This window comes from Modestobacter sp. VKM Ac-2985 (genome assembly GCF_026967925.1).
Taxonomy (GTDB): Bacteria; Actinomycetota; Actinomycetes; order Mycobacteriales; family Geodermatophilaceae; genus Modestobacter.
Map to the genome: position 1 here is coordinate 1,527,314 of NZ_JAPVBI010000001.1, position 16,756 is coordinate 1,544,069.

Sequence of the window (16,756 nt, forward strand, 5' to 3'; positions counted from 1 at the left end):
CGCCGACCACCTCTCCTGCCAGTCAGGAGTGCAGTCAGTCGAACGAGTGCTCCGGTCCGGGGAACGCGCCCTGGCGGACCTCGGTGGCGTACTCCTGGGCGGCGCGGAGGAGCTCGCCGCGCAGGTCGGCGTACTTCTTCACGAACTTCGGTACCCGCCCCGACGTCATCCCGGCCATGTCCGGCCAGACGAGCACCTGGGCGTCGCAGTCCGGCCCGGCGCCGATCCCGATCGTCGGGATGGTCAGCTCCTTGGTGACCTGGCCGGCGATCTCGGCGGGCACCATCTCCATCACCACGGCGAACGCGCCGGCGTCCTGCACGGCGTGCGCGTCGGCCAGCAGCTGCTCGGCACCGGCGCCGCGGCCCTGCACCCGGTAGCCACCCAGGGCGTGCTCGCTCTGCGGGGTGAAGCCGATGTGCGCCATCACCGGGATGCCGGCCTCGGTCAGCAGCCGGATCTGCGGTGCCACCCGGACGCCGCCCTCCAGCTTCACTGCCTGGGCGCCGCCCTCCTTCATCATCCGCACCGCGGTGTCGAAGGCCTGCTGCGGACCGGACTCGTAGCTGCCGAACGGCAGGTCGGCGACGATCAGCGAGCGCTTCGTGGAGCGGGTGACCGCCCGGGTCATCAGCAGCAGGTCCTCGACCGTCACCGGCACGGTGGAGCTGTGCCCGAGGACGACGTTGCCCGCGGAGTCACCGACCAGCAGCACCGGGATGCCGGCCTCCTCGAACACCGCTGCGGCGTAGGTGTCGTAGGCGGTGAGCATCGCCCACTTCTCGCCACGGTCCTTGGCCTGCTGCAGGTGGTGCACGCGCACCCGGGCGGTGGAGGTGCCGCCGTAGAGAGGGGACTCGGTCACTGGGCCGCTCCTTCGCGGACGCTGGGCAGGCTCTCCCGCCAGCGGTTGGTGATCGGCAGCCGGCGGTCCCGACCGAAGGCCTTCAGCGAGATCTTGGTGCCCGGCGCGGACTGGCGGCGCTTGAACTCGGCCAGGTCGACCAGCCGCAGCACCCGCGCCACCACCTCCGGGTCGTGGCCGCGCTCGAGCAGCTGGGCCAGGCCCAGGTCACGGTCGACGTAGTCGGCGATGACGGCGTCCAGCTCCTCGTAAGAGGGGAGTGAGTCGCTGTCCTGCTGCCCGGGGGCGAGCTCGGCCGACGGCGGCTTGTCGATCGAGTTCTGCGGGATCGGCTCCACCTCACCGCGGTCCCGGGCGTGTGCGTTGCGCCAGCGGGCGAGGTCCCAGACGAGGGTCTTGGGCACGTCCTTGATCGGGGCGAACCCGCCGGCTGCGTCGCCGTAGAGCGTCGAGTAGCCGACGGCGACCTCGCTCTTGTTGCTGGTGGCCAGCAGCAGGTGGCCGTGCTGGTTGGACAGCCCCATCAGCAGCGTGCCGCGCACCCGCGCCTGCAGGTTCTCCGCGGCCACCCCGGACAGCTCCACCGCCGCCTCGAGCGCCGTCACCACCGGGGCGATCGGGACGACGGAGTAGTGCATGCCCAGCCGCTGCGCCGAGTCCGCGGCGTCGGCCAGGGAGTGCTCGCTGGACCACTTCGACGGCAACCCGACCCCGACCACCCGGTCGGCACCGAGCGCGTCGACGGCCAGCGCGGCCACCAGGGCCGAGTCGATGCCGCCGGACATGCCGAGCACCACCGAGGGCATGCCGTTCTTGTCGATGAAGTCGCGCAGCCCCAGCACCAGCGCCCGCCAGACCTCCTCGCAGTCGCTCAGCGGCTCGGCCACCGACGCGGGCTGTGCCGGGTAGGCCGGCACCGGCTCCTCGGAGACCAGGTGCCGGGTGACGGTCATCGGGCCGATCCGGCCCGCCCGCCGCTCGGGCACGGCTGCCGGGTCCACCGTCAGGTCGACGGTGAGCAGGTGCTCGACGAACTGCGGGGCGCGGGCCAGCAGCTCACCGGCGGCGGAGACGGCGAGCGAGTCGCCGTCGAAGACCAGCTCGTCCTGGCCGCCCACCTGGTTGCAGTAGACGATCGGGGCGTTCGCCTCTGCGGCGCGGCGCTGCACCAGCGGCAGCCGCAGGTCGTCCTTGGCGCGCTCGTAGGGCGAGGCGTTGGGGGAGACGACGAGGTCGACCCCGGCCTGCCCGGCCACCCCGCACGGGCCGCCCTCGACCCAGAGGTCCTCGCAGATCGTGAGCGCGACGTCGACCCCGTGCAGCCGGACGACCGGGAGCTCGGTGCCGGGCACGAAGTAGCGGGCCTCGTCGAAGACGCCGTAGTTGGGCAGGTGGCGCTTGTGGTAGCGGGCCACGACCTCCCCGCCGTGCAGCAGGGCCGCGGCGTTGCGCGGGGCCCCTCGGCGGGGGTTGGCGTCGCCGGGGGCGTCGTCCGCATCGGTGGGGATCTCGTCCACCGGGGCGGGGCCGGCCCCCTCCGTGTGCGCCAGGTAGCCGACGACGACGGCGGTGCCGCCCAGGCCCTGCTCGGCCAGCGTCCCCGCCAGCTCGACCAGCGTCTGCTCGCTGGCCCGGGCGAAGGACTCCCGGAGCACCAGGTCCTCGGCCGGGTAGCCGGTCAGCGTCATCTCCGGGAACACGACCAGGTGGGCGTCCCGGCCGGCGGCCCGCCGGGTCCAGTCGACGACCAGCTCGGCGTTGCCCGCGAGGTCGCCGACCCGGGTGTCCACCTGGGCGAGGGCCACCCGCAGCTGTCGCACCGACTCCGCCGTCCGCTGCTGATCGCTCACACCCGTGAGTGTGGTCGCCACCCCGCCCGGTCGCCCAGGTGGGGACTCCTCGGGTGGGTGTGGTCCCCGCCACATGCACGACGGAGTACGACCGGTCCGGGGCGCCTGTTCCGCCCGGCCACCCTCAGGGGGCAGGCTGGGGGCCACGTAACACCGATGTCACGACTGGAGTGGAGCATGCCGAGCATGGACCGCCAGCAGGAGTTCGTCCTGCGCACCCTGGAGGAGCGCGACATCCGCTTCGTGCGGCTGTGGTTCACCGACGTCTCCGGCTACCTGAAGGCCGTCGCGGTGGCGCCGGCCGAGATCGAGGCCGCGTTCGCGGAGGGCATCGGCTTCGACGGCTCGGCGATCGAGGGCTTCGCCCGGGTCTACGAGTCCGACATGCTGGCCAAGCCCGACCCGGGCACCTTCCAGGTCATGCCGGGCTCGCGTGGGCAGGCCAGCGAGACCGCGCGGATGTTCTGCGACATCACGCTGCCCGACGGCTCACCCGCCTGGGCCGACCCGCGGCACGTGCTGCGGCGGGCGCTGAGCAAGGCGGCCGACATGGGCTTCACCTTCTACACCCACCCCGAGATCGAGTTCTTCCTCCTCAAGGACCTGCCCAGCGACGGCAGCGCACCGGAACCCGCCGACGTCGGCGGCTACTTCGACCTCTCCACGCACAACGTGGCGCACGACTTCCGCCGGGAGGCGGTCTTCGCGCTGGAGGCGATGGGCATCTCGGTGGAGTTCAGCCACCACGAGGTCGCCCCCGGTCAGCAGGAGATCGACCTGCGGTACGCCGACGCGCTGTCGATGGCCGACAACATCATGACGCTGCGGCACGTCGTCCGGGAGGTGGCGCTGGCCCAGGGCGTGCACGCCACGTTCATGCCCAAGCCCTTCACCGAGCTGGCCGGCTCGGCGATGCACACCCACCTGTCGCTGTTCGAGGGCGACCGCAACGCCTTCCACGACCCGGCCGACCCGATGCGGCTGTCGACCACCGGCAAGCAGTTCATCGCCGGGCTGCTCACCCACGCCCGGGAGATGACCGCGGTCACCAACCAGACGGTGAACTCCTACCGGCGGCTGCTGGCCGGCACCGAGGCGCCCACGGCGGCGACCTGGGGCCGGGCCAACCGGTCGGCGCTGGTGCGACTGCCCTCCTACAAGCCGAACAAGGGCAACTCCGCCCGGGTCGAAGTGCGTTCGCCCGACTCCGCGTGCAACCCCTACCTCACCTTCGCGGTGCTGCTGGCCGCCGGGCTGCGCGGCATCGAGAAGGGCTACGAGCTGCCGCCCGAGGCCGAGGACGACGTCTGGTCGCTGACCGACACCGAGCGGCGGGCGGCCGGGTACGAGGACCTGCCGGTCTCCTTGGGCGAGGCGCTCACCGCCATGCAGGGCAGCGAACTGGTCGCGGAGACCCTCGGGGAGCACGTCTTCGACTTCTTCCTGCGCAACAAGTGGGAGGAGTTCAACTCCTACCGGCAGAACGTCACCCCCTTCGAGCTGAAGCGCTACCTCCCCGGCCTGTAACGCGCCCGGCGCCACCGAAATGGCCATTTCGGTGGTGCCGGCACGGGGAACTAGCCTTCCTCCCATGGCCCGTCTGCTCGTCGTCGTCCCCTCCGACACCGACCCGCCGACCCGGCTGGGGGAGTGGTTGCGCGAGGCCGGGCTGGAGCTCGACGAGCGGCGGCTGTCCGCCGGTGAGCCGCTGCCGGCGGACCTGACCGGGTTCGACGGGCTGCTGGTGATGGGCGGCCCGCAGTCGTCGCTGGATGCCGATGAGGTCTCACCTGAGCTGGTCGGCGTGCGGCACCTGCTGGCCCAGGCGGTCGCGGCCGACGTGCCGACCCTGGCGATCTGCCTGGGCGCCCAGCTGCTGGCCCAGGTCGGTGGCGGCAGCACCCGGGTGGGTGCCGACGGACCGGAGGTGGGGGCGACGCTGGTGGCCAAGCGGGACCTCGCCGACGCCGACCCGCTGTTCGGCCCGCTGCCGCTGTCGCCGGACGTGCTCCAGTGGCACCACGACGAGATCGACCGGCTGCCGGCCGGCGCGACCCTGCTGGCGAGCAACCCGCGGTACGCGAACCAGGCCTACCGGGTCGGCGACCACGTGTACGGCCTCCAGTTCCACATCGAGACCGACCCGGACCTGGTGCGGCGGTGGGCCGAGGGCGATGCGGTGGGCGTGGCCAGCAGTGGCCTGGACGTCGAGACGATCTGCGCCCGCGCGAGCGCCGTGCACCCGGACCTCGCCGAGGTCTGGGCGCCCTTCGCGGCCCGGTTCGCCGACCTGGTGCGCGCCCGCGCCACCACCAGGGGTTGACGGTGGCCGCTCCGCAGCTCGACGACGAGGTGCCCCGCCGGGCCGTCGTCCGGCTGGTGCGCTTCGGCTTCGACGACGGCGCCCGGGTGGCCCGGCTGCTGGCCTCCCCGGCGCTGGGGCTGTGGGACCTGGAGCGGAACGAGCCGGCCGACCCCGAGGCCGCGCCGGTGGTCTCGGCGCTGGCCCGCGCCGGCGACCCGGACCTCGCCGTCCGCTCGCTGGCCCGGCTGGTCGAGGCGCTGGACGCCGCCGACGCCGACGGGGAGCTCGCAGCCGCGCTGCTGGCCCGGCTGCGCGGCTCGGCGACGGTGCGCTCCCGGCTGCTGGCGGTGCTGGGGGCCTCCGCCGGCCTCGCCGACCACCTGGCCGCCCACCCGACCGACTGGGTGGTGCTGGACACCGCGGACCGCACCGCCCGCCCCGGCCCGCACGAGCTCGAGCAGCAGCTGCTGTTCGCCGTCGGGGCCGACCCGCACGACCCGCCGTGGGGCGTCCGGCTGGGCACCGCGGCACCCGACGCCGACCCCGCCCGGGTCCGCGACCTCCGGCACGCCTACCTGCGGGCCGTCCTCTCGCTGGCCGGCCGTGACCTCGGCGACGGGCTGCCCGCCGACGAGGTGGCCGCCGAGCTGTCCGACCTCGCCGGTGCCGTGCTCACCGCCGGTCTGGCCCTCGCCCTCGCGGAGCAGCCGGCCGACGCCACCCCGTGCCGGCTGGCCGTCATCGCGCTGGGCAAGTGCGGTGGCCGGGAGCTGAACTACGTCAGCGACGTCGACGTGGTCTTCGTCGCCGAGCCCGTCGAGGGGGAGGACGACGCCGCGGCCGTCGCCAGCGCCGCCCGGGTGGCCGGGGCACTGATGCGGATCTGCGGGCAGGCCGCCTGGGAGGTGGACGCGGCGCTGCGCCCGGAGGGCAAGGCCGGACCCCTGGTGCGCACCGTGGCCGGGCACCGCGCGTACTACGACCAGTGGGCCAGCACCTGGGAGTTCCAGGCGCTGCTGAAGATGCGGCCGGTGGCCGGTGACCCGGCGCTGGGCCGGGAGTACGTGGACGAGATCTGGCCGCTGGTCTGGAAGGCCGGCGACCGGCCCGGCTTCGTCGCGGAGATCCAGGCCATGCGCCGCCGGGTGGAGCAGAACATCCCGGCCGCCCAGGCCGAGCGGCAGCTCAAGCTCGGTCGCGGTGGCCTCCGGGACGTCGAGTTCAGCGTCCAGCTGCTGCAACTGGTGCACGGTCGGGCCGACGTGTCCCTGCGCGCCGGCGGCACGATCCCGGCGCTGACCGTCCTGGGCGCCGGTGGGTACATCGGGCGCGAGGACGCCGCCACGCTCATCGCCTCCTACCGCTTCCTGCGCACCGTCGAGCACCGGCTGCAGCTGCTGCGGCTGCGGCGCACCCACCTGCTGCCGGTGGCCGGCGACCAGCTGCGCTGGCTGGCCCGCTCGCTGGGCTACAAGCCCGACGACCGCGGCGACTCGGTCGCCGTCCTGCAGGCGGAGCTGGCACTGCACAACCGGGTGGTCCGCCGGCTGCACGAGAAGCTCTTCTACCGGCCGCTGCTGTCCTCGGTCGCCCGGGTGCCGGGCGAGCAGCTGCAGCTGGGGCCGAAGGCGGCGGGGGAGTGGCTGCGGGCCCTGGGCTTCGCCGACCCCGATGGTGCGCTCCGGCACCTGACCGTGCTCACCGGTGGGCTGAGCCGGTCGGCGTCCATGCAGCGCTACCTGCTCCCGGTGCTGCTGCAGACCTTCGCCTCCTGCGCCGACCCCGACGCCGGGCTGCTGGCCTACCGCAAGGTCAGCGAGGCGCTGGGCAACGACCAGTGGTTCCTGCGGCTGCTGCGGGACGAGGGCCAGGCCGCCGAGCGGCTGGCCGTGCTGCTGGGCTCGAGCCAGTACGTCGCCGGCCTGCTGACCCGCACGCCGGAGGCGATGCGCATCCTGGCCGACGACGCCCAGCTGGAGCCCCGCAGCGCCGAGACGCTCACCTCGGCATGGCGGCAGGCGGTGGCCCGAGCCGACAGCCCGAGCGCCGGCGTGCAGGTGCTCCGGTCACTGCGCCGCCAGGAGCTGCTGCGGATCGCCTGCGCCGACCTGCTCGGCCGGCTGGAGGTGCTCCGGGTCGGCCAGGCGCTGTACGACGTCGCGGTGGCCACGCTGCGCGCCGGGCTGGACGCCGCGGTGCGCAGCTGGGCCGTCGAGACCGGGCTGGCGGTCGAGGACGTCCCGGTCGACGTCGCCGTGATCGGCATGGGCCGGCTGGGAGGTGCCGAACTGGGCTACGGCTCGGACGCCGACGTGCTGTTCGTGCACCGCCTGCGCCCGGGGGCGGACGAGGGCCGGGCCACGTCGGCGGCCACCGCCATCGCGCACGCGCTGCGCCGGCTGCTGAGCGAACCCGCGCCCGACCCGGCCTTCGAGGTCGACGCCAACCTGCGTCCCGAGGGCCGTCAGGGGGCGATGTCGCGGAGCCTGAGCGCGTTCGCCGAGTACTACGAGCGCTGGGTCTCCACCTGGGAGGTGCAGGCGCTGCTGCGCGCCGAGCCGGTGGCCGGCGACGCGGCGCTCGGCCGGGAGTTCATCGCCCTGATCGACCCGCTGCGGTACCCGGCCGAGGGGCTGTCGCCCGAGCAGGTGGCCGAGATCCGCCGGATCAAGGCCCGGGTGGACAGCGAGCGGCTGCCCCGTGGCGCCGACCCGGCCACGCACACCAAGCTCGGCCGAGGCGGACTGGCCGACGTCGAGTGGACCGCGCAGCTGCTCCAGCTGCAGCACGCCGCGACGCACCCGGCGCTGCGGGTCACCGGCACGGTGCCGGCCCTGGAGGCGCTGGGGGAGGCCGGCCTGCTGGACGCCGAGCAGCGGGACGCGCTGCGGTCGGCGTGGGAGCTGGCCAGCCGGGCGCGCAACGCCGTCTTCCTGGTCCGCGGTCGGCCGGGTGACCAGCTGCCCCGGCAGGGGCTGGAGCTGAGCGGGGTGGCCCGGGCGTGCGGCTACGGGCCGGAGACCGACGCCGGGCAGTTCCTCGACGAGTACCGGCGGGTCACCCGGCACGCGCGCACGGTCGTGGAGCGCGTCTTCTACGGCCACACCGACGAGGGCTGAGGCGGCCTCGGCGAGGTGGCGGGCGGGCGGTCGGTTGGGCACGGCCGGTCCCGGGCACCATCGAGCGGTGCCCACCGACCAGAGCCCGGCCGCCGTGCCCGACGACCCCGCCGACGTGACCGACGCCCGGGTGCGCGACGAGCCCCCGGCCGACGAGCCGACGGCGACCATAACCCCCTACCGGGACGGTCCGCTGATCGTGCGCGGGAACTTCCAGCTGGTCGACACCGACGGCCAGGAGATCGACCCGGGCCGCAAGACGGTGGCGTTGTGTCGCTGCGGGAAGTCCGGGATCAAGCCGTTCTGCGACGGCACCCACAAGCGCGCCGGGTTCCACTCCGGCAGCGCCCCGTCCCGTCCCCGGCCGGCGGCCCGGCTGTTCCAGGAGCCCGGTCGCGAGTCCGACGACGGGCACCGGCCGCCGACCTGAGCGGACGTCGGCCCCGGTCCACCGCGTGTTCGCCGGTGGGCCACCTGCTGGCCGTGCGGGCGGACCAGGGTCGGCGGCGACCCTGACCCGAACTCCTGAGGTGGCCCGTGCTCCGTCGTCCGCTCCGTCCCGTCACCGCTGTCCTCTCGCTCAGCGCGCTCGCCCTGCTGGCAGCCGCCGGCCCGGCCGCGGCCGCACCGGCACGCACCTTCACGCCGCTGTCGACCTTCCCCGTGGCAGGGGACGTCGCCGAGATCATCTCGGCCACCCCGGACGGGCGGACGGTCGTCTACACCGACTCCGAGCTCGGCCGGGTGGGGCTGGTCGACCTCACCGACCCGAGTGCGCCGCGGGACCGGGGGGCCATCGACGTGGGCGGCTCGCCGACCTCGGTCACCGTCACCTCCAGCGCCCGGTACGCCCTGGTCGCGGTCGACACCACCACCGACCTGGCCCGGCCCTCGGGCCACCTGGCGGTCATCGACCTGCCCCGGCGCGCGATCGTGCGGACCATCGACCTGGGTGGTCAGCCCGACTCCATCGACATCGGCCCCAGCGGCGTCTTCGCCGCGATCGCGATCGAGAACCAGCGCGACGAGGACATCGAGGTGGGCGCCGTGGAGGGCGGCCTGCCGCAGCTGCCCGCCGGCTTCCTCTCGGTCGTGGACCTGCGCGGCCCGGTGAGCGCGTGGACGGTCGGCCGGGTGGAGCTGACCGGGCTGCCGGGCGCGGTCTTCGCCGACGACCCGGAGCCCGAGTTCGTCGACGTCGACGGCCGGGACATCGCCGCGGTCACCCTGCAGGAGAACAACGCGATCGCACTGGTCGACCTGGCCCGCCGCACGGTGGTCAGCTCCTTCTCCGCCGGCACGGTGACCCGTACCGACGCCGACACGGTCGACGACGACGTCATCGCCTTCGACGACCTGCTGGTCGCCCCGCGGGAGCCGGACACGGTGCAGTGGACGCTGCGCGGCAACCTGGTCACCGCCGACGAGGGCGACCTGGCCGAGGAGCCGGCCGGCGGCCGCGGCTGGACGGTGTTCGACCAGGCCGGCACGGTGCTGTACAGCAGCGGTGGCTCCGCCGAGCGGGCGCTCGCGGCCGCCGGCGCCTACCCGGACGGGCGCAGCGACGACAAGGGCGCGGAGTTCGAGGGCGCCGAGGTCGCCCGGATGCGCGGCGTCGACTACACCTTCATCGCCTCCGAGCGCGGGGACGCCGTCCTCGTCTACGACACCGACCGGGACGCCGAGCCGGAGCTGCTGCAGGTGCTGCCCGTCGGCGAGGCGCCCGAGGGGCTGCTGGCCATCCCGTCCCGCGGGCTGTTCGTCACCAGCAACGAGGACGACGGCTCCCTGTCGGTCTTCGGCCTCCGCTGACCGGCGGGCAGCCGGTCGCCGTCAGACCTGGGCGGCGACCGGCTGCTCCCGGCGCAGGCCGGAGCGGCCGGCCTCCCAGGCGCCCAGCAGGTGCTCGGCGGTGAGACCGTCCAGCGCCAGCGAGCACTGCGCACCGAACAGGACGTCGGCGGCCAGCGACGGGTCCTCGGCCACCAGCGACCCGCACATGTCGACCGAGGCGATCTGCTCGTGCACCGCGTCGGCCTCCACGTGCTCGTCGTAGAAGACGCTGGTCGCCTCGCCGTACCCCAGGCGCCGCAGCCCGGAGGAGTAGCGGCGGCTGGGCTCCGATGAGGTCATCTCCACTGCCGCCAGGTGTCCCAGGCACGCGCCCCGGAACCGGCGGTGCAGCCCGAACAGCGACATGGTGTTGACCGAGGTGAAGGCCACCGCGGGGGCGTCGTCCCAGAGTGCGCCGTAGCCGGTGTCCAGGCCCAGGTCGGCCATCATCCCGGCGAACAGCTGGCTGTGCATCCGCTCGGCCGACCCGCCGCCGTACTCGTCGGCCTGGATCTCGACCATCGCCGCCTTGGCCCGCCCGCTGATCCGCGGGATGGCCCAGGTGTGCGGGTCGCCCTCCTTCAGGTGGTACACCGAGCGCAGCGTGAGGTACTCCTGCCACTGCTCGCGGGTGCCGTGCTTGGCCAGGTACCTCGACAGCGAGGGCCCGTCGTCGGCCGCGATCACCGCGCTGAGCTGCTGGTCCACCGGCGCGTCGGTGACCTCCACCGGCGTGACCAGGGCTCGCAACGCAGCCAGGTGCCGCTGCTCGAGCAGAGCGCGCAGGCGCAGCAGCTCCGGGTCCCACTCCCAGGCGTCGTCCACGTCGTCGAAACCGCGGTAGTGCAGCTCGTAGCAGATGGCCAGGGTGAGCTGGAGGTCCTCGTCGGTCAGCGGGTCGGCCGCCGAGGCGGCCAGCCCCTCGGCGGCGGCCAGCGTGCGGGTGCTGAGAGTCGCCCCGGCGGCGAGGTCCGCGCACAGCGCGGCACTGACGGGGCCCCGTGGCTTGGGAAGGCGCATGGGTCCGGTCATGCCCAGCCGGTCGCCGTCCGGAACCTGCACCGGCCGATCGGTGGTGCACCACCTGCTGCCGGGCCGCACGTCCGTGGGCGGGACCCGGCGTGCTGCGAGGTCAGATGTTCCGGTCGAAGGCGGAGGCCATCCGGGCCTGCTCCTCCAGCACCTCGCCGATCCGCGCCTGGACGGCGTCCAGCTGACCGATGATCTCCCCGGTGGTGTGGATGCCGTCGGCCACCGCCTTGCTGCTGGCCTGGATCCCGGCGATCTGGTCGGACACCTTCTGCGTCGCGTTGGCGGTCTCCCGGGCCAGGTCCTTGACCTCGCTGGCCACGACCGCGAAGCCCTTGCCCAGCTCGCCGGCGCGGGCCGCCTCGATGGTGGCGTTCAGCGCCAGCAGGTTGGTCTGGTCGGCGATGCCGGAGATGATCCGGATCACCTCGCCGACGGCAGCCGAGGCCTCGTCCAGCGCCTCGACCTCGGTGGTCATCGTGGACGCCTGGCTGACCGCGCTCTCCGCCACCCGGCCGGCGTCGTCGGCGGCCTCGCGGAGCCGGGAGACGGTGTCCAGCAGCTCGCGGGCGTTGTCCGCGGACTCCTCCGTGCGGCGCAGCACGTCCAGTCGCTGCGACACCAGCTGCTGCACGTTCCGCAACGCCGAGCGGCGGGACTCCGACAGCTCGATCGTCGAGGTGACGAAGAAGTCCATCGTGCCGACGACCCGGCCACCGACCAGCAGCGGGAAGCACACGCCGGACTTGACCCCGGCGCGCTGGGCCGCAGGCGCGCGGACGCAGTCGGTCATCTCACCGATGTCGCGGACGAAGAAGAGGTCCCGGGACCGCCAGGTGCGTCCCGAGAGGCCGACCCCCTCGGCGAAGCTGGCGGTGAGGGTGACCTTGCGGAACTCCTCCCCGGCCGAACCGGACTCCTGCTGGAAGCGCAGCACGTTCGCGCTCTCGTCCAGTGCCCAGTAGGAGCCGTAGGCCCAGCCGAACGCCTCGCGCACGGTGTCCAGCGCGATCCGCAGGGCGGACTGCTGGTCGCGGGCGGCGCTCAGCTCGGTGACCACGGTGGTGACCGCGACCCGGTCGTCGAGCGTCTCCTGCAGCTCCGCCTTGCCCAGCGCGGCCCTGCGGGCGTGGCTGAGCAGCCGGCCCAGGGAGTCCCACTTGCCCTGGCGGGCACCGAAGAAGGGCAGTTCACCGGCGTTGTAGTACTCGTAGAGCGCGACGACCCGGCCGTTCTCGACCAACGGCAGGATGCACCCGGCCGTGGCGCCCGCGGCGAGCGCAGCCGCCCAGCGCAGACACCTCCGCGGGTCGCTGCTCCCATCCGTCACCAGCGCCCGCTTGGTACGGATCGCCTCCCCGCCGTAGCCGTCGGAGGCGGTCATCTGCAGCGCCTGGCCGCCGAAGCTCGCAGCGATGGTCGGCGCCAGCGGGCCGGACTCGTGCGTCAGGTGGAAGACGCCGCCGTCCGCGACCAGCCAGACCGCGCCGTAGGCGATGTCGAGCTCGTGGACGAGCGTCTCGACGATCACCCGGTGTGCCTGGGGTTCGTCGGTGACGCCCTGGTCGAGGCGGGCGATCACGGCCTCCACGGCCTCGACGTCGCGGGGCATGTGCCCCACGTCGATCCCGTTCGTGACCGGGGTGCTGGTGCGCCGCCTCATCCGTGTCCTCCATCGCAGCTCGGCGCCGGCCGCGAGCATCGCGGCGGCGTGCGGAGCTGCCCGGACCCCAGCAGCGGTCGGCCCAGCTCGTCATGGACATCGGCAGGTCACGGCGGCAGTTGAGCCGGGGGACAACTCGGTCGTGCGCGGCCCGTCCGGCCGCCCCGGAGAACGTCCCCGATCCACGTTTGCGGCCATGTGGAGTGGCAAGGGCCACAGGACATGAACGACACAACCACGATCGAATCGGGGTCTGTCTCATGAACACCTTCCTCGCTCTCTCCTCGGCTGCACTGCTGGCGGCCAGCGGGCTGGTGGGCGGTGCCACCACCGCACCGCCGCCCGCACCACCCACCCCGGTGCCGTCCGCCGGGGACCAGGCACCGCCGACCGGGCTCCAACCCGTGGGCACGCCGGGCACCGACCCGGTGCAGGCGGGCGGCTTCCCTGACGTGACCGGGCCGACGGCGTACCTGACCGGCGTGCGGACCGCTGGGCACGACGGCTTCGACCGCGTCGTCCTCGAGTTCGCCGGCGACGCGATACCCGGGTACCGGGTGTCCTACGTCGAGCCCCCGATCACCGAGGACGGCTCCGGCGCCGAGGTCGCGGTGCCCGGTCAGGCGTTCCTCGAGGTGCGGGTCGCGCCCGCCAGCGGCGTGGACCTGTCCGGCTCCGAGCCGCGGGAGACCTACACCGGTCCGGACCGGGTCGCCCCGTCCGACGGCGCCGTCGTCACCGAGGTGGTCGAGACCGGCGACTTCGAGGGCCAGCTGGCCTGGACGATCGGGCTGGAGCAGCGCGTGCCCTTCGGCGTCGCGGTGCTGGAGGACCCGACCCGGCTGGTCGTGGACCTGTACCAGGACCCGGCGGAGTCGATCGAGCCGATCGGGGCCGGGGACGTCGCGGACTCCGTGGTCTCCGGGGCCGGGGAACCGGTGGCGGTCACCGACGTCCGGCTGGGGGCCCACCCCGGCTTCGACCGGATGGTCTTCGAGGTCGCCGGTGAGGGGGCGGCCGGCTGGCGGATCGGGTACACCGACGACCCGCGGGCACAGGGCTCCGGTGCGCCCATCGACGTGCCGGGGGACGCCACCCTGGGCATCACCCTGACCAACATCGCACTCCCCGCCGACGCCCCGGAGGGCGTGCAGCCCTGGGACGGCCCCGATCAGCAGCAGGTGCCCGGGGCATCGGTCCTGCAGGCACTGGTGGAGGACACCCTCTTCGAGGGCCAGTACACGTTCTTCGCCGGGCTCGACGCGGAGCGGCCGTTCGCGGTGTCCCGGCTCTCCTCGCCGCAGCGCATCGTCGTCGACGTGCTGGCCCAGGACGGGCTGTCGCCGGTCGACCTCGGCAACCGGTGCGAGCACCCGGACGGCTTCGCGATCAGCTACCCCGGGTCCTGGTCGACCAACGCCGGTGACGTGCTGCCGCCCTGCTCCCGGTTCGCTCCCGAACCGTTCACCCTGACCGAGGGGACCGACGTCCGGACGGCGCCGATCTCCGCCTCGGTGGAGCCGGTCCCGTACGCCCGGGTCAGCGCGCCGCAGGAGGGCGCGGAGGAGAGCCGCAGCGGCACCATCGTCGACGGGCGGCAGGGCGTCCGGGTCCAGCGCACCTCGACCGGTGAGGGCCTGTGGCCGGAGGGCACCCCGATCACCACCTACCTGATCGACCTGGGTGCCGGTGGTCCGGACGGCGCCGCCACGCTGGTGGTGAACACCGTGGGGCTGTCGGGATTCGACTACGACCGGAACGTCCGGGTCCTGGACCACATGGTGCACACCCTGGACATCTCGGCCGGCAACCAGGGCTGATCTGCAGAGCGGGCTGACCGGCGTGCGGGTGACGGCCCGTCTCCGCGAGGAGGCGGGCCGTTCTCCGTGCCGGGTCAGGCGCGGTCGACCAGCCGCAGCACCGCCTCCGCCACCACGTCGGGGCGATCCCCCGGGACGAAGTGGCTGGCGTCGTCGACCCAGGTGAGCCGGGCACCGGGCAGATCGTCCGCCAGCCGCTGGCCGTGTTCCGGCTTCATCTGGTGGTCCTGCCGGCCCCAGACGACCTCGGCCGGGACGGTGAGGCGCGGCAGGAACGGGGCGACCGTCTGGGTGTAGACGGAGTCCAGGGAGCGGAGGTGCCGGCTCAGCAGCCGGGGTCCGTCCGGCCGCTCCCAGGGCTCGACGAACCGGTCCAGGAAGGGCGTCGCGCGCTCCTGGTGGGCGAACAGCGTGCGCAGCGCCGGCCGCAGCGCCGTCCCCAGGGCTGCGGGGGGCAGCTGCCGGACCAGTGGCCAGCCGGCCTTCATCGCCCGCACCAGCGGCACCGGCCACGCGTCGTAGCAGACGCCGTCGACGACGCCCAGGCCGGCGATGCGTGTGCTCGCCGTCGTGGCGAGGATCTGCGCGACACCGCCACCGAGGTCGTGTCCCACCACGATCACCCGGTCCAGGTCGAGGGCGTCGAGCAGGCCGAGCAACCGGGCGGCCTGGGCGGCGAGGTCCACCGGCTGCCCGTCGGGAGCGGGGGAGTCGCCGTAGCCGGCCATGTCCACGGCCAGCACCCGGGCGCGCTGCGCCACGACCGGGACGACGTCCCACCAGAGCCGGTGGTTGGTCGGGATGCCGTGGACGAGCAGGACGGTGGGACCGTCGTCACCGGCCGTCCAGACGTTCACCGGGCTGTCGCCGACCGGGATGAGCCGGGTCTCTCCGATCGGGAGGTCCATGCGGGCTCCAGTGCCCGTCGATGCCCGATCTGACCCCTTCGGGTGAGGTGCTTGAGCTCGGGGCGACCGCGGCCGATGAGACGGGCACAGGCCACGAGGAGTGCACGTGAAGAAGAGACGGTCGGAAGCCGACCAGAAGGTCGCCGAGCTGCTCCGGACCGCGAAGGAGTCGCTGCAGCTCTCCGTGGCCTTCCTCAGCCGGCTGGACGGGACGACCCAGCACCTGGAGGTCGTCGAGTCCTCGGTGCCCTTCCTGTTCCAGGAGGGCAACCAGCAGCGCCAGGAGACGACCTTCTGCCAGGCGATCCTGGACGGCGAGCTGCCGGCGGTGATCCCCGACGTCCGGCAGCACCCGGTGGCGATGGCGTTGCCGGCCGCCCGGCTGCCGAGGATCCGCAGCTTCGTCTCCGTGCCCGTCGTGCTCAGCGACGGCGAGCTCTACGGCACCTTCTGCGCCGCCGGTCTCACCACGGACAAGGGCTGACCAGGCGGGACCAGTCGTTGATGACCGTGCTCGCCTCGGCAGCCGCCGTGCTCATCGAGCCCTCGGTGCGCGAGCGGGAGTGGCGGACCGAGTTGCTGGGCCGACTGGAGCCGGTGCTCTCCAGCGGGGGGCCGGTCGTCCTCCTGCAGCCCATCGTCGACCTGGCCACCGGGCTGCGGGTCGGGTCCGAGGCGCTCAGCCGGTTCCCCGCATCGTGGGGCAAGCCGCCGGACGTGTGCTTCGAGGAGGCGCACAGCGTGGGGCTGGGGCACGAGCTGGAACTGCTGGCGCTGCGCCGGGCGGCGGACCACCTGGGCGTCGTCCAGGGGTACGTCGCCATGAACATCTCCCCGGCGACGCTGCTGGAGCCGGGGTTCGCAGCACTGATGGAGACCCTGCCGCTGGACCGGGTGCTGCTCGAGCTCTCCGAGCACGACCAGGTGGCCGACTACGCCGCCCTGGCCGCCGTGCTGAGCCCGTTCCGGGCTCGTGGGATGCGCCTGGCCATCGACGACGTCGGTGCTGGGTTCTCCTCGCTGCGGCACATCGTCATCACCGCACCGGACGTGATCAAGCTGGACCGCAGCATCGTCTCCGGCATCGACGCCGACCCGGTGCTCACCCGGCTGGTCGGCTCCCTGGTCGAGTTCGGGCACGGCTGCGGGGCGAGCGTCGTGGCCGAGGGCATCGAGACCGCTGCCGAGGCGGCGGCGCTCCGCGGCCTCGCGGTGGACCTCGGGCAGGGCTGGCACTTCGGGCGTCCCGAGCACCCCGGTGCCGCGGTCGCCGCACCGTCGGTACAGGTCCCGCGCGCCCGGACCGCGGAGGACCCGGCGGTGCCCGCGCCGGCCGGGTGAGCGTCTCGAGCAGCCCACGAACA

General features: G+C 73.9%; 13 protein-coding genes. 8 read left to right on the forward strand and 5 right to left on the reverse strand.

What is annotated here, in order from left to right; genetic code table 11:
• Positions 1–34: 34 nt before the first annotated feature.
• The gene (gene panB, locus O2V61_RS07320) at positions 35–865 is read right to left on the reverse strand and encodes a 3-methyl-2-oxobutanoate hydroxymethyltransferase (RefSeq protein ID WP_269182641.1); all 831 of its coding nucleotides are present in this window, start codon (positions 863–865) and stop codon (positions 35–37) included.
• Positions 862–2,715: an NAD+ synthase gene (locus tag O2V61_RS07325; protein ID WP_269182642.1), complete on the reverse strand. Its 1,854-nt coding sequence runs from the start codon at positions 2,713–2,715 to the stop codon at positions 862–864. Before O2V61_RS07325 ends, panB begins: the two co-directional genes overlap by 4 nt.
• 186 nt (positions 2,716–2,901) lie before the next feature.
• Here O2V61_RS07325 and glnA point away from each other — a divergent pair, with 186 nt between their 5' ends.
• The 5 genes from glnA to O2V61_RS07350 all read left to right on the forward strand — a co-directional run bounded on the left by glnA (position 2,902) and on the right by O2V61_RS07350 (position 9,951).
• A complete protein-coding gene (gene glnA / locus O2V61_RS07330; RefSeq protein ID WP_269182643.1) occupies positions 2,902–4,242 on the forward strand; it encodes a type I glutamate--ammonia ligase in 1,341 nt (446 codons plus the stop codon).
• Positions 4,243–4,306: 64 nt separating this feature from the next.
• Positions 4,307–5,038 (forward strand): type 1 glutamine amidotransferase, encoded by a 732-nt coding sequence (locus O2V61_RS07335; RefSeq protein ID WP_269182644.1) that lies wholly within the window; start codon positions 4,307–4,309, stop codon positions 5,036–5,038.
• A gap of 2 nt (positions 5,039–5,040) precedes the next feature.
• The gene (locus O2V61_RS07340; protein ID WP_269182645.1) at positions 5,041–8,139 is read left to right on the forward strand and encodes a bifunctional [glutamine synthetase] adenylyltransferase/[glutamine synthetase]-adenylyl-L-tyrosine phosphorylase; all 3,099 of its coding nucleotides are present in this window, start codon (positions 5,041–5,043) and stop codon (positions 8,137–8,139) included.
• 67 nt (positions 8,140–8,206) lie between these two features.
• Positions 8,207–8,569, forward strand: a complete 363-nt coding sequence (locus O2V61_RS07345) for a CDGSH iron-sulfur domain-containing protein (protein WP_269182646.1) — start codon at positions 8,207–8,209, stop codon at positions 8,567–8,569.
• 107 nt (positions 8,570–8,676) lie between these two features.
• Positions 8,677–9,951 carry a hypothetical protein gene (locus O2V61_RS07350; protein WP_269182647.1) on the forward strand — a complete coding sequence of 425 codons (1,275 nt, stop codon included), beginning with the start codon at positions 8,677–8,679 and terminating at the stop codon, positions 9,949–9,951.
• Between the two features lie 21 nt (positions 9,952–9,972).
• On the opposite strand, the gene O2V61_RS07355 is transcribed toward O2V61_RS07350, so the two are convergent.
• Both O2V61_RS07355 and O2V61_RS07360 read right to left on the reverse strand, forming a co-directional pair.
• Complete coding sequence (locus tag O2V61_RS07355; protein WP_269182648.1) at positions 9,973–10,992, reverse strand: iron-containing redox enzyme family protein; 1,020 nt, start codon at positions 10,990–10,992, stop codon at positions 9,973–9,975.
• A 112-nt stretch (positions 10,993–11,104) separates the two neighbouring features.
• Positions 11,105–12,664: a methyl-accepting chemotaxis protein gene (locus tag O2V61_RS07360; RefSeq protein WP_269182649.1), complete on the reverse strand. Its 1,560-nt coding sequence runs from the start codon at positions 12,662–12,664 to the stop codon at positions 11,105–11,107.
• Positions 12,665–12,924: 260 nt separating this feature from the next.
• Here O2V61_RS07360 and O2V61_RS07365 point away from each other — a divergent pair, with 260 nt between their 5' ends.
• Positions 12,925–14,484, forward strand: a complete 1,560-nt coding sequence (locus tag O2V61_RS07365; RefSeq protein WP_269182650.1) for an AMIN-like domain-containing (lipo)protein — start codon at positions 12,925–12,927, stop codon at positions 14,482–14,484.
• Positions 14,485–14,558: 74 nt separating this feature from the next.
• Here O2V61_RS07365 and O2V61_RS07370 read toward each other — a convergent pair whose 3' ends face one another.
• The gene (locus O2V61_RS07370) at positions 14,559–15,392 is read right to left on the reverse strand and encodes an alpha/beta fold hydrolase (protein WP_269182651.1); all 834 of its coding nucleotides are present in this window, start codon (positions 15,390–15,392) and stop codon (positions 14,559–14,561) included.
• Positions 15,393–15,498: 106 nt separating this feature from the next.
• Between O2V61_RS07370 and O2V61_RS07375 the strand changes: the two genes are divergently transcribed.
• Entirely contained in the window at positions 15,499–15,876 is a 378-nt protein-coding gene (locus O2V61_RS07375) for a GAF domain-containing protein (protein WP_269182652.1), read from the forward strand.
• A gap of 20 nt (positions 15,877–15,896) precedes the next feature.
• Positions 15,897–16,733: an EAL domain-containing protein gene (locus tag O2V61_RS07380; protein ID WP_269182653.1), complete on the forward strand. Its 837-nt coding sequence runs from the start codon at positions 15,897–15,899 to the stop codon at positions 16,731–16,733.
• Positions 16,734–16,756 lie beyond the last annotated feature (23 nt).